This window comes from Syntrophorhabdaceae bacterium, assembly GCA_036504895.1.
Taxonomy (GTDB): Bacteria; Desulfobacterota; Syntrophorhabdia; order Syntrophorhabdales; family Syntrophorhabdaceae; genus PNOM01.
Map to the genome: position 1 here is coordinate 17990 of DASXUJ010000067.1, position 13886 is coordinate 31875.

At 57.0% G+C, this 13886-nt stretch carries 12 protein-coding genes; 6 read left to right on the top strand and 6 right to left on the bottom strand.

The window, feature by feature from the left end; all coding sequences use genetic code 11:
• Positions 1–10 precede the first annotated feature (10 nt).
• Positions 11–658: an adenylate kinase gene (locus VGJ94_09395; GenBank protein HEY3276822.1), complete on the bottom strand. Its 648-nt coding sequence runs from the start codon at positions 656–658 to the stop codon at positions 11–13.
• 194 nt (positions 659–852) lie between these two features.
• On the opposite strand from VGJ94_09395, the gene VGJ94_09400 reads away from it, so the two are divergent.
• Complete coding sequence (locus VGJ94_09400; GenBank protein HEY3276823.1) at positions 853–2241, top strand: histidine-type phosphatase; 1389 nt, start codon at positions 853–855, stop codon at positions 2239–2241.
• Positions 2242–2302: 61 nt separating this feature from the next.
• On the opposite strand, the gene VGJ94_09405 is transcribed toward VGJ94_09400, so the two are convergent.
• From VGJ94_09405 to VGJ94_09415, 3 genes are all read right to left on the bottom strand, one after another.
• The gene (locus VGJ94_09405; GenBank protein ID HEY3276824.1) at positions 2303–3967 is read right to left on the bottom strand and encodes an IPT/TIG domain-containing protein; all 1665 of its coding nucleotides are present in this window, start codon (positions 3965–3967) and stop codon (positions 2303–2305) included.
• Positions 3968–4108: 141 nt separating this feature from the next.
• Positions 4109–4936 carry a Clp1/GlmU family protein gene (locus tag VGJ94_09410; GenBank protein HEY3276825.1) on the bottom strand — a complete coding sequence of 276 codons (828 nt, stop codon included), beginning with the start codon at positions 4934–4936 and terminating at the stop codon, positions 4109–4111.
• Positions 4937–4943: 7 nt separating this feature from the next.
• Positions 4944–5366 carry a dual specificity protein phosphatase gene (locus VGJ94_09415; GenBank protein HEY3276826.1) on the bottom strand — a complete coding sequence of 141 codons (423 nt, stop codon included), beginning with the start codon at positions 5364–5366 and terminating at the stop codon, positions 4944–4946.
• A 214-nt stretch (positions 5367–5580) separates the two neighbouring features.
• Between VGJ94_09415 and VGJ94_09420 the strand changes: the two genes are divergently transcribed.
• From VGJ94_09420 to VGJ94_09430, 3 genes are all read left to right on the top strand, one after another.
• Positions 5581–5787, top strand: a complete 207-nt coding sequence (locus VGJ94_09420; protein ID HEY3276827.1) for a cold-shock protein — start codon at positions 5581–5583, stop codon at positions 5785–5787.
• Between the two features lie 775 nt (positions 5788–6562).
• Positions 6563–8551 (top strand): ATP-dependent helicase, encoded by a 1989-nt coding sequence (locus VGJ94_09425; GenBank protein HEY3276828.1) that lies wholly within the window; start codon positions 6563–6565, stop codon positions 8549–8551.
• A 76-nt stretch (positions 8552–8627) separates the two neighbouring features.
• Positions 8628–9521: a phosphatase PAP2 family protein gene (locus VGJ94_09430; GenBank protein ID HEY3276829.1), complete on the top strand. Its 894-nt coding sequence runs from the start codon at positions 8628–8630 to the stop codon at positions 9519–9521.
• Positions 9522–9561: 40 nt separating this feature from the next.
• On the opposite strand, the gene VGJ94_09435 is transcribed toward VGJ94_09430, so the two are convergent.
• The gene (locus tag VGJ94_09435; GenBank protein ID HEY3276830.1) at positions 9562–9984 is read right to left on the bottom strand and encodes a DUF3617 family protein; all 423 of its coding nucleotides are present in this window, start codon (positions 9982–9984) and stop codon (positions 9562–9564) included.
• Positions 9985–10116: 132 nt separating this feature from the next.
• On the opposite strand from VGJ94_09435, the gene VGJ94_09440 reads away from it, so the two are divergent.
• Positions 10117–11454 carry a tetratricopeptide repeat protein gene (locus VGJ94_09440; protein ID HEY3276831.1) on the top strand — a complete coding sequence of 446 codons (1338 nt, stop codon included), beginning with the start codon at positions 10117–10119 and terminating at the stop codon, positions 11452–11454.
• Positions 11455–11456: 2 nt separating this feature from the next.
• Here VGJ94_09440 and VGJ94_09445 read toward each other — a convergent pair whose 3' ends face one another.
• Positions 11457–12986, bottom strand: coding sequence for an aldehyde dehydrogenase family protein (locus tag VGJ94_09445; protein ID HEY3276832.1), 1530 nt, complete (start codon positions 12984–12986; stop codon positions 11457–11459).
• 247 nt (positions 12987–13233) lie between these two features.
• Here VGJ94_09445 and VGJ94_09450 point away from each other — a divergent pair, with 247 nt between their 5' ends.
• The gene (locus VGJ94_09450) at positions 13234–13680 is read left to right on the top strand and encodes a hypothetical protein (protein HEY3276833.1); all 447 of its coding nucleotides are present in this window, start codon (positions 13234–13236) and stop codon (positions 13678–13680) included.
• The last annotated feature ends 206 nt before the right edge of the window (positions 13681–13886 follow it).

Sequence of the window (13886 nt, forward strand, 5' to 3'; positions counted from 1 at the left end):
TATAAAGGATCTACTTCTTTAACGCAGCTTTCACCTGGGCTACGATCTCTTCACTGCTCAAGGAGGCTATGGTCTTCAGAAGACCTTCCTTCTCGTAGAAGGCGGCGAGAGGAGCGGTTTTCTCGTTGTAAGTCTCCAGTCGCTGGGTAATGGCTTCCACGGTCTCGTCCGCGCGCTGTACCGCGGGGGAGCCGCATTTGAGGCATTTGCCTTCGGGTGTTGGGGGCTTGCTCTTTATATTGTAGATCTCCTGGCAGTCAGGGTTCGAGCAGGTCCGGCGGGTGGTGAGCCGGTCGAGGATCACGTCCCTGGGCACATCGAGGTTTATCACCGCGTCGAGCTTGATCCCCAACTTGGCGAGGAGTGCCTTCAGGTCCTGGGCCTGGGGAATGGTTCGCGGGAAGCCGTCGAGGATGAAGCCTTTCGCGCAGTCGGGCTCCTGGAGCCTCGCTTCCATAATATCCATGATCAGCTTATCGGGCACAAGCTCGCCCCTCTCCATGTACCCCTGTGCCTCGAGTCCAAGCGCGCTTTTCGCCTTGACTGCGTTGCGCAGGATGTCACCCGTGGAGATCTGCACTGATCCGTCAAATTCGGTCAACTGCTTTGCCACCGTACCCTTACCGGCACCCGGAGCCCCTAATAACACAATTCTCATGGGCCACCCTCCTAATTTTATGAATTTTAATTTAGACCTAGAAAAACGTCATATTATACCCTCTTTTTCGGCAAATGGGAACTTAAATCGGGGCAAAGAGGCGGGAACATTGGTCCGTGATCGACTTATGTTTCATGCCCCGTGAGCGATAATCCCAATGCATGGTTTTTAAATTATCGACTCCGGAGGTACGGGTGAAATTATTTAGAGGTAAATTTATGCTCATAGGTCTCCTGCTTGCGCTCATCATCGCAGGCCCGGTCCTGGCACAGACGATCACGGATGTAAGCGACGGCACCACTCTTAAACAGATCATCATCTTCGGCCGTCATAGCATACGGTCATCCGCAATTCCCGCGGACACACTGGCCACTTTTTCGACGAATACCTACCCGCCTTTCACCGGGGTCCCTGTGGGCTACCTGACTCCCCGCGGGCAGGAGGCGGCACGCCTGCTCGGCTCCTACTTCCGTGAATATCTGCTCAGCGAAGGGCTTCTCACGGGCAGCGCCTCCACGGACCTCTCCCGCTCCTATTTCCGCGCCAATTCGATCCAGCGCTCCAACATTACGGCTTCCAAGATAGGCGAGGGGCTGATCCCCGGTGTCACCATACCGGTCCACTCCTACAGGATCGCCGATCCCAATACCAACACGCCTGCCGTGACCGATCCGGTATTCGATCCCGTTGCGGCGGGCTTCGTGACTATCGACAGCGATCGTGCGTTGATGGTGGTTCAGGGAAAGTACGGCACCGCCGCGGCTCTGGCATCCGCATACAGCGCCGAGCTTGCCCTCGTTCGTAACGTGCTTGCCCCGGCAGGCTCGGTCGACCCGACCTCTCAGACCACCCACCCCTTTACTCTCACGGCCTATTCACCTGTCACGAACGCGGGCCTCGCGATTAACATGGGTGGGCTGAGTACCACAACCGAGGCCACCGACCCCTTCGTCATGCAATATACCGACAACTTCGCGCCCGGGGATGTGGGCTGGGGCAAATTTACGCCCGATACCCTTTCCCAGGAGACCCGGCTGGAAATACTGAAGATCAATATCGCAATGCGCTCGCCCTATATCAACCAGGCGCAAAGCTCCAATGCCGCCTCCCACGTGCTTCGCTCCATGATGCAGGCCCATTCGAACACGAACCTGCGAGGGGCTTTCGGGGACCGTAAGTCACGGATTGTCGTGGTTACCAGCTCCGATTACTATGTCGCGGGGCTGGCGGGCCTTCTAGGTCTCCACTGGTCTTTGCAGAGCTATCAGCCCGATTTCTGCGCTCCCGCCGGAGCGCTTGTCTTCGAGCTGCGCCAGTCCAATAGAACAAAACAATACTTTGTCCGGGTCCATTACACCGCCCAGACCTTCGACCAGCTGCGTAATTTGACGCCCCTGACTAGTGAGGTGCCTCCTGCCACAATGCAGCTCACCGTTCCGGGGGGCAGCACCTCGACCACGAACCTCGATGTACCGTGGCCGACTTTCAAAAGGCTTATGACGGAGGCGATCGGTCAGCAATACGTCCAGCCTTACGGGCAGGACTTCCCGCCCGGCGTGATTAGCAACGTTCCTTTGGATTAATGGAAACCAACTGAAAACCGGGATCACCGATCTGTCTTACATGGGTGATCCCGGTTCAGGATTAATTGATCCTGAATGTAAGCCTGGCCGATTTAAGTATTCTGTCGCCCGCCGTTTCGACCTGTACCCTCGCCGCCCCTTTCCCGGTCACCATGGTTTCCGTTACCTGGACCTGGAGCTGAATGGGGGAAACATAAGTCACCGGAAGTTCCGTCACGACGCGCCCCATGGTCCACCGGACTTTCGAAAGGGGGATAAAGTTCCTGCCCGTGAGGTTCAGGGTAAAGGCGGGCCCGCCGCTGGCGGCAGTACCCGGGTTGAGCCTGCTCAGCGCCGGTGACGGGTAGGAATAGACGAAAGTCTTGCCTGCCGATTCGCCGCAGCCCTGAGGGTTATAGACTGTAATGACCGCGCTCCCTTCGGAGCCTATTTTGGCGGCAGGGACGATGACTGTCATCTTCCTTGGATTCACGTACGTGGCATCCAACGCCTCTCCGTTCCAGCGCACAATCGCATCGGGAGCCATATTTCTGCCCTTCACCGTCACTGTTACATTCGTACCCAGACCCGTCGCCTGACTTCTGGCAGGTGCGATGCCGGCCAGGGTGGGGCGGTGCGTGAGGGTACGCTGCGCCCGAATGGCATCCATCATCTGATGGGCGTAATCACGGCGCAGGGACGCATACTCGCCCTTGTTCCCCGTCTCCTTCTCATACGCCCAGTTGTGGATAAAGTTGAAACATGCCTCCCTGAGCGTGGGGCTTCCGACCATGGCAATCAAAGGGGCATTCCAGTCTATGGGACAGTATTTACCCTCTCTCGCCATGCTGCGCCTCACCAGCTCTTCGTAGACGGCGATGCTCGCGTCGTCGCTGCGGTCCGTGCCGTTCCCGGAGCCGAATTCCACCCCATTCTCGTCATAATTTGAGGGATTGTTCCAATCGTAATAACAGGACTTCGGCTCCCGGTTCGGATCGAGAGTGGGCCAGCCGAAGAGTCCCGGCACGGTCGCCGACAATGCGAGGATGTCGGCAATGCAAAGGCGGTGGTGAATCGAATCGGCGAGCATGTGCAGGTAGGTACCGAAGGCCTCGAGCGAGCCGGGCTCCAGGCCTGTTTCGATGTTCATGGGCATTTGATAGTGGCAGACTCCCTCGATAGCCTCGGCGCCCTTGGTGCCCCACGAGAACGCGGCGTAACCCTTCAGAACCCTGGTTTCTCCCCACGCCCACTTTCGGGCATTCTCCAACTCGCCGTTGTCGGTACGCGGGAAATGAAAAAAAGGCCCGAAGAAGCCCGGACGGGCCAGGACACAGGGCTGTCCGTAGGTGGTCTGGCTGGGGTATAACGGAAAGATGAGGGCCCCTTCTCCTTTCCCGGACGGGCATATTGCAGGATCGTCGGGATTTGGGATAGGGGGATAGACGCCAGAGCAGTTGGTATAGTACACCATGCCGTTCGTTGAGCTGAACCGCATCGAATCGGTAAGCTGATTGTAGATCGACATAATAGCCGCGTCCGCATCATTGAAACCGGCTGCCAGGGCCAGCGCACGGGCCAGCTCGGTGTGAACGGAGCTGACCTGTTCAATTCCTGCCACGCCCGTGAATGGATCCCTGAAGTAGAGGGGCTCCTCCGCAAACCCCCAGGCCGAGTGAATATTGATCGAAAGAAGACAGATGAAAATTCCAATCCACATAATCCGGTAAGTAAGTATGCCTATCATAAGCACCCCCGTATACTGATCGGATTTATTCTCTCATGCCCTATAGTAACAATAGTAGCATAAATGATATATTTGTCTATAATAATACTTAAAAGAAGACAATAATATATTTTATTGACTGAAATCCCAGGCAGTTGTTTTTTACTCTATGGCTTCAGTGGTGAGCGTCGTGGGGCGAAAGGGGTTATATCTGCCGAAGCGTATGACCCTGATCTCCCCGGGGGACGCAACAACGCCGCGAACAATGATGCCCTCAGGGTCTTCGTCACTGAACAGGGCGAGAGAGACAAGAAAGCCGTCGGAGCCGATAAGGCCCGTCAACTGGCCCTCTCCCACCGGCCATGGCCCCCTGACGACGCGCCGGTTCGCGGTGGAGAGCCTGATCTCCGGGGCATCCTTGAAATGTTCATCGAAGAGGGACTTCCGGTAGCAGGCCCGCTCACCCGCGCTCCTTGCCCGGACGAACTGCGACGGGCACAGGACGAGGTTCGCGATTTCCATCTCCGCGATATGGTCCCGTAACTGTCGCGTATCTCCCTCCTTGTCGAAAAAGACAACAAAATCGACTCCCAGAATTGCGATCTTCATCCTCTTCAGAGCCCAACCGAAAGGGCCTTCCACCAGGCCCGTGGTATCGACGAGAGTCTGCCGGCCGGGGAGCCCGTCCATGATCCTGCGGAACCGGGTAAGACCGCCCTCGAGCTCCCTCACCACCCCGAAAGGTGAGATATTTCCCACGAAATAGAGGTATTGCACGCCTTCCGAAGTCCTGAGCCCGATAGTGGACGGTGGGCCGATAGTGGACGGTGGGCCGATAGTGGACTGGCCCATGTCGAGATCGATATGGATGTAGGGTTTACCTGCGGCGATCAGTTCCCCGATTGCCTCTTTCACGAAAGTGCTCTTGCCCGTATCGATTCCGCCTACGCACATTATCGTGTTACGGCCGCTGAATTGTTCGGTCACCATGGGGACCTCACGCGGATTTCGCCCTTGGGCGGGCCAAAAGCCCTTTTGCCTTATCAATACTGAGAATGAGATCGGGAAGGATCGACATGTACGGCTTTCTGGATGCGGCGAATTCGACGGCCTCTCCGAATCCGTAGTTTTCAATGCAACAAAGATAGGCGACCACGACGGACGGCGCCCGCCCTACTCCCGCGTTGCAGAAGACCATGATCCTGTGATCCGCTATATACTCCCGGATGAAACGGACTGCCTGAATTAGTTGCGGCGCGGGGATCGGCTGCATATCCTCCAGGGGGACTTTGCAGTAGAGGCGCCGCACGAAGGAGAGCTCTTTTTCTCCGGCCACACAGAGCAGGGCGTCGATATCAACGGCAGGGGCCGTCGCCTCGTCGAAATTGCCGATTGCCAGGTTCTCGAGGATGTAATCCATATCTCCTCCGGTCGTTATCTAAATGGTAATCATTCCTCTGAATCCGGCAACTCCCATATTCCGATGCGGGGACCGGGTCACCACCGGTTACCGATCCGGGTGCGTAAAATGAGGCACAGGGGCAATTTTATTATGCCCGGGGCTCTTGACTTCAATTTCATCACATCTTAGTTTTAGGTTTATAAGGGCTTTATAATACTAAAATGAAAGAGGTATAACTATGGCCAATGGAACGGTGAAATGGTTCAATGACGCAAAGGGGTTCGGTTTTATCGCCCAGGACGAAGGCAATGACGTGTTTGTGCATTACTCTGCGATCAGAACCAGCGGTTATAAATCGCTGAGCGAAGGCGACAGGGTAAGTTTCGAGGTCGTGGCCGGCCCCAAGGGTCCTGCCGCGGCGAACGTCGAAAGAGGGTAAAGCCCGCTCGTAGCTGTCGGGCCGGGCTTTTCGAAGCTCTTACCGCACATGAGAATCGAGTATAACCCGAAAATGCTTATGTGCAGGTTTGCGGACGATTTGTCCCGGCCCGGACAAGACAAAGAGGTTGAGGGCATCGGAGCCCAAAGGTCAACCTGAACATTTTCACCAAATGGGTGACAGGAGGCGCCATGCAGCAACGCAAAGTAATGAGACCGTCAAAGGTCGACAAATCCGGAGGAGACAATACCAGACGCGCTATGGCCGCAAAAGCCTTTATGCGTTTTCAATGCACAGGCTGTAACCATTGCGTCTCTCCCGGGATGTTTACTACTGAAGGTTGGGTAGCTTACAAACAGACAGGACTCTGCCCCGACTGTCAAAAATAGACAGCGGGGACAGATGCCTGTCGGGGCGTCCGCCCTTGGAGTCGCTGCCCCTTTCCTCGGAAAGGCATTCAGTGGACCATCAAATCCATGAGGAGAAGCCCCCGAAATGAAGGGGGTGGAAAGCTCTCCGCCTTCACTGTCATTTTATCCCCATGCCTTCCCCTGATATCCCTCCATGGCTTCATCTGATATTACCCTGTGCCTTCATGTGCCCTCGAGGCATCAGGGAACAAAATGCAGCCAACCCGGCATACCATCGAAGCACCTGCTTCAGACCTCCTTCCGGCCGGCTCGAAAGGCGCCTCACCATCGCGGCGCGCCAATCATGATAGGCTTTTGCGCGCTCCTTGACTTGCGGTGCATAGTGGCGCATACTTTAAAACTGTATGAAAAAATATACCCTCCACAAGGACGTGACGAAGGGCTCCTTTCATATCCCCTACGAGCAGGAACTAAACGAAGAGCAGCTCCAGGTAGTCCTGGCTGAACCGGGTCCCGTGCTCGTCATCGCGGGGGCGGGCAGCGGCAAGACACGAGTGGTCACCTATAGGGTGGCACGCCTCCTCGAACAAGGTGTCTCTCCTTCGAGTATCCTTCTTCTCACCTTTACGAATAAGGCGGCCCGAGAGATGCTCCACCGGGTCGAGCACCTCATGAAGATCGACACGCGTTCCATCTGGGGCGGCACCTTCCACCATATCGGTAACCTCCTCCTCCGGAAACATGCGGAGCTCGTGGGCTTCAGGCGGAATTTCTCCATCCTCGACAATGAAGACGCCAAGGACTTGATCGAGGCGGCGGTAAAGGAGTCGAATATCGATCGTAAAGCCCGAAGGTTCCCTAAGGGCAGCGTGATAAAGGATATCATAAGTTATTCGGTAAATACGATGGCTGACGTGGAAACAGCCATAGATGAGAGGTTCCCCTACTTCGCCGACCTCACGGAAGAGATCGTCATGCTCCGCCGTAAGTATGAGGAGAAGAAACGGGCGGCGAATGCCATGGACTTCGACGACCTCCTCTCCTTCTGGCATAAGCTCCTCGCGGACCATGAGGACCTGAGAAAGTTCTATGCCATGGCCTTCTCCCATATCCTGGTCGATGAGTACCAGGATACGAACAGGATCCAGGCGGAGATTATCGATTTCATGGGCCTCATCAACAGGCAGGTCATGGTAGTGGGGGACGACGCCCAGAGTATCTACTCCTTTCGGGGGGCCGATTTCCAGAACATCCTCGAATTCCCGAAAAAATACCCGGAGGCGCGGGTATTCAAGCTCGAAACGAATTACAGGAGCACCCCGGAGATCCTCGGTCTTGCGAATAATTCCATTTCAAAAAACATGAAGCAGTTCGCAAAGGAGCTTCGAAGCGTAAAAGAGAGCGGCATCATACCGGCGGTTGCCCCCTCCCGGGACGTGATACAGCAGGCAGAGTTCGTGGCCCAGAGGATACTCGAGCTTCGGGACGAGGGGGTGCCATTGAGGGAGATCGCCGTCCTCTACCGCGCCCATTACCACTGCATGGAGCTTCAGATGGAGCTTACCCGGAGGGATATCCCTTTTGAGATACGGAGCGGATTGCGATTTTTCGAGCAGGCCCATATCAAGGATGTGGTCTCCTTTCTCAGGGTCGTGGTCAACCCGGACGATGAAGTCTCCTGGAAAAGAATGCTCCAGCTCTTCCCGAAGATCGGGAAGAGGACCGCGGAAAGGATCTATGCCTATGTGAGGTCCTCTCAAAACCCCGTAGAGCTTCTCACCACGGGGAAACTGGGAGAAGTGTTCAAGAGCGTGCAGAAAGAAAGCGTGGCCACGTGGGCGAAGCTCTTCCGCGAGCTCTCCCGCCTCCACGAGCGGGAGGCCCCGGCGGACATGATCTCCGCCATCCTCGAGAACGGATACGGGGAGTATGTGAAATACAACTACCCCAACCATGAGGCGCGGCTCGAGGATATCGGCCAGCTCATGAACTTCTCATCCCAGTATCACTCCCTCGAGACCTTTCTCGCCGAGCTTTCCCTTATGGGCGGCATTACGGGCGAGGAGATCGAAAACGCGGGGGAAAAGGAAGACGAGCGGGTGATCCTGAGCACGGTCCATCAGGCGAAAGGGCTCGAGTGGAAGGCCGTATTCATCATCTGGTGCGCCGAAGGAAGGTTTCCAAACCCGAAGGCGGTGGAGGAAGGGAGTATCGAGGAGGAGCGGAGGCTCTTCTATGTAGCCGCGACCCGCGCCATGGACGAGCTGTACCTCTGTTATCCCCTCATTGTCTTTGACCGTCAGGTAGGCCACATCATCACGAAGCCCTCGAGGTTCATCGCAGAGCTTTCCAGCAGGCATTACGAAGAGTGGCAAATCTCCGAATTCGGATAGCCATATGCCGGCGCCTTCCGGTGACGGGCTGAAATATTCCGCGCAATAATTATCTTTAACTATAGGCGAGAGTGATATGAAAGGTATTCCCATGCCCCGCGGGCAGACACTTTTCTCTTTCCCCAACCGGCAAAGATCGGCCCCCGGGACCGGGCTGCGGCTGATCGCGCTCTTACTGGGCTTGCTCCTGTGTACCACAGGATGCGCGGCCGGGGACATTTCCCCTACGGCAAATCACGAGAAAGAGCTCACCGGTTTTCTTCCGGTCCGCGATGTGCCCGACAGTGCCGCGCTGAATCGGGCCCCACCGGCCGGGACGTCAGCCGCTTTTGCGGCCGATGAGGAGGCATATCGGGCGACACGGAAGCTTCGGGGCACGCCGCGCTGGGATCTCGCGAGGACGGATGGGGACCTCAGGACCGCCGGGGCTCCGCATGCCTTTTCCTGCGCCATAGACGCGCCCATCACGGCCGAGGCAACTCCCCGGCTCTTCAACCTCATGGCGAGGGCACGGATCGATGCGAGCCGCACTGTCTCGCGCGCCAAAGACCAATACCCGCGAACCCGCCCCTTCATATTTTACGGGGATTCCACGTGCGCCCCCGCCGACCAGATCTATCTCAGAAGGAATGGCTCTTATCCATCGAGTCATGCGGCGGCGGGGTGGATGTGGGCCCTCATCCTTGCCGAGATCGTTCCCGACCGGGCGGAGAGGATCTTCGAGCGGGGTATCGCCTTCGGTGAAAGCCGCATGATATGCGGCGTCCATTGGCAAAGCGACGTGAATGCGGGTTTTATCCTGGGCGCGGCCGTGACGGCGAGGCTCCATGGAGACCCTGATTTCCTGAAGGAGCTCGCCGCCGCCCGTGAAGAGATCTCGGCCGCGCGGGCAAAGGGATTGAAGCCTTCCCGCGACTGCAAAGCCGAAGCCGCCGCATTAAGGCCCCCTGAGCCCCGGATTGACCGGTAGGGACCCTGAAAAAGGTGAATGGCGCGGCGTCAGGATTCCATCACTTCGCGCAAGGCCCCAGGTATTTCCCCGACATCTTTCCATTCATCTTCATCGGCGGCTGGCCTTTACGGGTCATGGTGGTCACGCTTGTGCCTTCGAAGCTGTTGCCCTTGAAGGTCATCTTGCCCCCACTCTCCATAGTCCCCCCGTCCTTGCTCTTGCATTCCATGAGATAGGTGACCGTGTCTCCCGCGAGCTTCTGCTCTTTCCTCGTACATTCCGTGCCACCCGATCTGTTGGTGGGCATGGGGGTCATATCCTTCTTCGTAATGCACTGCTGCATGGTCGTGGCCGGGATATCCTTGGGCATCCCCGGCATATCCACCTTTGAGGTGATCTCCCAGAGCCCTTCTTTCCATTCGGCAGATACACTTCCGGTCCATACCACGAGCACTGCAACCGCGATCAACAGATTCCGCATCGTTCTGACCTCCCCTTTTCCGGCATTATGGCAGACACCAAAAAATTACCATCATCTCCGGTCCCGGTCAAAGAAAAAGTCATCTCCTCCCTCATTTACTCCGGACCACGAAAAAGGTAGACTGTTGCAGTTATGAAGCTTACCCCGGGCCGACCCGCGAAAGAACATGAACAGGAGAAATCGATCGTTACCCACGAAGGGGGCCGGGACCCGTGGGGTCTCGAAGAAAAATATTTCCACAGCCTGGGCGCGGTACTTTGTGAAGAAGGGCGGTTTCAGGAGGCCGAGGAGGCCCTGCGCCGGGCGCTCCTTTACGAGGATACTCCTTACGCCCGTTATGACCTGAGTATGGCCCTCGCCGGCAGAGGGCAGATCGACGACGCCCTCGACGAGATTAGTCGCGCCATCGTTCTCGCGCCGGAGGTTGCAGATTATTATTACGAAAGGAGCCTCCTGAGACGTGCCGCGGGAGACCCGGAAGGCGCCTCTTCCGATCTCGGCAAGGCCATAAGCCTGGATGGTAATTATGGCCGCATAGAGGAGCTAAGGGCAGCTATCCTGACCGTACGGAACACGTTCGACGACACGGAAATGGTTGAACGCCTTTCCGAGGCCCCCATAAAGAACCGGGAGCTACGGCTATTGGCGGATCAGGTCGCCCGGTCCCTCAGGTCGGACCATGAGGCCCTCACCCGCTCATCGTGCCCCGTCGCAGGCTGCCCCGCCTATTGCTGCCATTTCACGGGCCCCATGGTGCGCCACGGCGTGGTGATCGGCGCATGGAAGCTTCGTGCCATAAAGGAATATCTCCGGGAAAACTCCTTATCCTTCGATCAGTTCGTCGACCGGCTTCCTTTTTACGGCGAGGCCCACGTGAGGGAGCTCGTTCCCCCACCCTTTTTTATAAAAGAGGGTGAAGGGCATTCGGTCTTCTTCCCCGGCCGTTCCGATTCTTTTATAGAGAGGGCTCTGCTCCGGGACCTTCCCCCGGGGCCGGACTACCGGACCCTCATGTGGATCAACGAGAGCGCCAGGCCCTGCATGTTCCTGAGCCAAAAAAAGTGCATGGTTCACGATGCGGGCGATGAAGCAGGCCTCCCCGCATGTAAACAGTTCCTCTGCCTCACCGGGACCGCCCTTGTTATTCTCGCCCATATGGGCATCGCCGGCGCCGCGTCCTTCGAAGGAATGACAATAGGAGAGCTCAACAAAATTGCCGTCGAATCATTCCTTATCCTCTCGAGGGAGATCCATGGGAGAAGTGAAGTTGTTGCGCTCCGGAAGGCACGCGACGAGGGACTGAAGTCGGCGGTCCGGTCGGACAGGGCAGGAGACGGACCTGCCGTTGCGGCTGATATCGGGCGCTGCCGCACCCTCATCGATCAATACAACGAAATTCTGCAATTACGCAAGGAGTCCGCCCGGGCGGCAATAGAAAATCTCTTCCCCCGCACCGGTTCCGGCCGCTGAATTCAGGTTGCCCCGAACCGGACCCCCTGGGCCAGGGCCAGCTCACCGGACCAGTTGATGGTGCAGGTCTGGCGGCGCATGTAGGCCTTCCACGCATCGGAGCCCGCTTCCCTTCCGCCTCCCGTATCCTTTTCACCGCCGAAAGCCCCGCCGATCTCAGCCCCTGAGGTGCCCATATTGACGCAGGCGATGCCGCAGTCGGAGCCTTTCTGGCTGAGGAACAGCTCGGCCTCCTTGAGATCGTGGGTAAAAATTGCGGACGAGAGCCCCTGGGGCACTTCATTATGACACCGGATCGCTTCCTCCAGGCTTGTGTACCGCATGACATAGAGGATGGGGGCAAAGGTCTCTTCCCTGACGATAGGTACGTCAGCCGGTACTTCCGCCAGACAGGGCGTCACGTAGGCGCCCGACTCATATCCCTCCCCCAAAAGCATATCTCCTCCATAAAGTATGCGGCCGCCTTGTTTCTCTATCGTGAGAAGGGCCGCCTGCATGGTATCGGCCGCCTCCCGGTCCACGAGGGGGCCCATCAGGGTACCCGCATCGAGGGGGTTTCCGATACTCACCTGCTTGTACGCACTGATGAGGGACTTTACAAAGGCATTATAGACGGTCTGATGGACGATGATCCGGCGCATGGTAGTGCAACGCTGGCCGGAAGTGCCTACGGCGCTGAAGAGGACGGCCTTTACCGCCAGATCGAGATCGGCGCCGGGGGTTACGATCGCGCCGTTGTTCCCTCCCAATTCCAGGATGGTCCGGCCCAGCCGGGCCGCTACCTCGGAAGCCGCGCGGCGCCCCGTCTCCACACTCCCGGTGAAGGAGAGGAGGGGGATGCGGCTATCGCAGACAAGGGCCTCTCCGATAGTTCCACCCGGTCCGATCAGGAGGTTCAGCACCCCTTCGGGAAGCCCGTTTTCGCTAAGGACACCCCAGGCGATCTTCATGACGGCAATGGCGGTAAGAGGGACCTTGGACGATGGTTTCCAGACCACCGTATCGCCCGCAATTAGAGAAAGCATCGCATTCCACGCCCATACGGCCACGGGAAAATTAAAGGCCGTGACCACTCCCACCGGCCCCAGCGGATGCCACTGCTCGAACATCCGGTGCCCCGGCCGCTCGCTATGCATGGCAAGGCCGTAAAGCATTCTCGATTGGCCCGCCGCCAGATCGGCCATGTCTATCACTTCCTGCACCTCCCCTTCCGCCTCGGCAAGGACCTTCCCCATTTCGAGGCTGATGAGGGCGGCGAGCTCCTTCTTATGTTCGCGGAAGGCGTATCCCAGCTTCCTCACCAACTCCCCCCGCTTCGGCGCCGGGACAATCCGCCATTGTTCAAAGGCGTGGCGCGCGCGGAGCATGACGTGCTCGTAGTCATCCTCATTGGCGCACCGGACCCTCCCGATAACGCGTCCGTCAATGGGCGAAACCGATTCGTGCATCTCGCCGCCGCAAAGCAGCGCCGAGCCCGACCCTGCTCCCGATTGCTCCCCTGACAGATCAAATTTTTGAAGTATATCGTCCATGGATATCATCTCTTCGAACGAGCCCCGTCATTGTTCCAAAGGTCCGCTCCGGGCGCCTCCCTTGCGCCACACTCTATGGTCCTGCTTTTCTCATAACAAATACCTGTTACAATAGTAGGCACGACAGGTGCGGATATCAAGAAGAATCCGTTGTTTCGGCCATTCGCAGCCGAAGCCTTGCTATTGGACGCAGCTACGTGTAAAATACTCTTCGTGCACAATAAGATACATGAAAAGGAGTGAAAAGATGTTGATGAAAAGACGCGACGGCTCAGCAGCACCCGACGATATTACCCTGCCCGCAAAAAGGGAATCGATACAGGAACTGGTTGAATTCCTCGCCCACCAGGCATGGGAAGGCGGGTTCAACGACACGAAGATAGAGGCCCTGAGGCAAGGCACGATCGAGGTGATCGAGAATATCCTCCGCTTCTCCTGCGCCGACGGGGAAGGCGAGATCACGATCACGTGCGAGTTCGTCGACGCCCCTGCGCTCCTCGTGAACATTATCGATACAGGCAAACGGTTCAACATGCTCCTCGCCGGCAGCCCCTTCCCCGAAAGCGCCGACTTCGTGGAAGACGGTCCTCCCCCCTCACTGAAAGCCATAAAAAAAGCAGTGAGAAACATAGAGTACAGGAGAGACGCCAAGCAGTCGAGAAATATATTGGCATTGGTGATACCAAGTGAATAAGGGCAGTCGCTAGTCGCTAGTCTCTAGTCTCTAGTCTCTAGTCGCTAGTCGCTAGTCTCTAGTCTCTAGTCTCTAGTCTCTAGTCGCTAGTCTCTAGTCTCTAGTCGTTAGTATATAGTAACTGCCAAAAGAGGCAATAAGTCAGCGATAGAAAGAAAGGCCGTTAGTAGTTAGTGCCATGTTAGCGGCGCCGGGTCATATTCTTT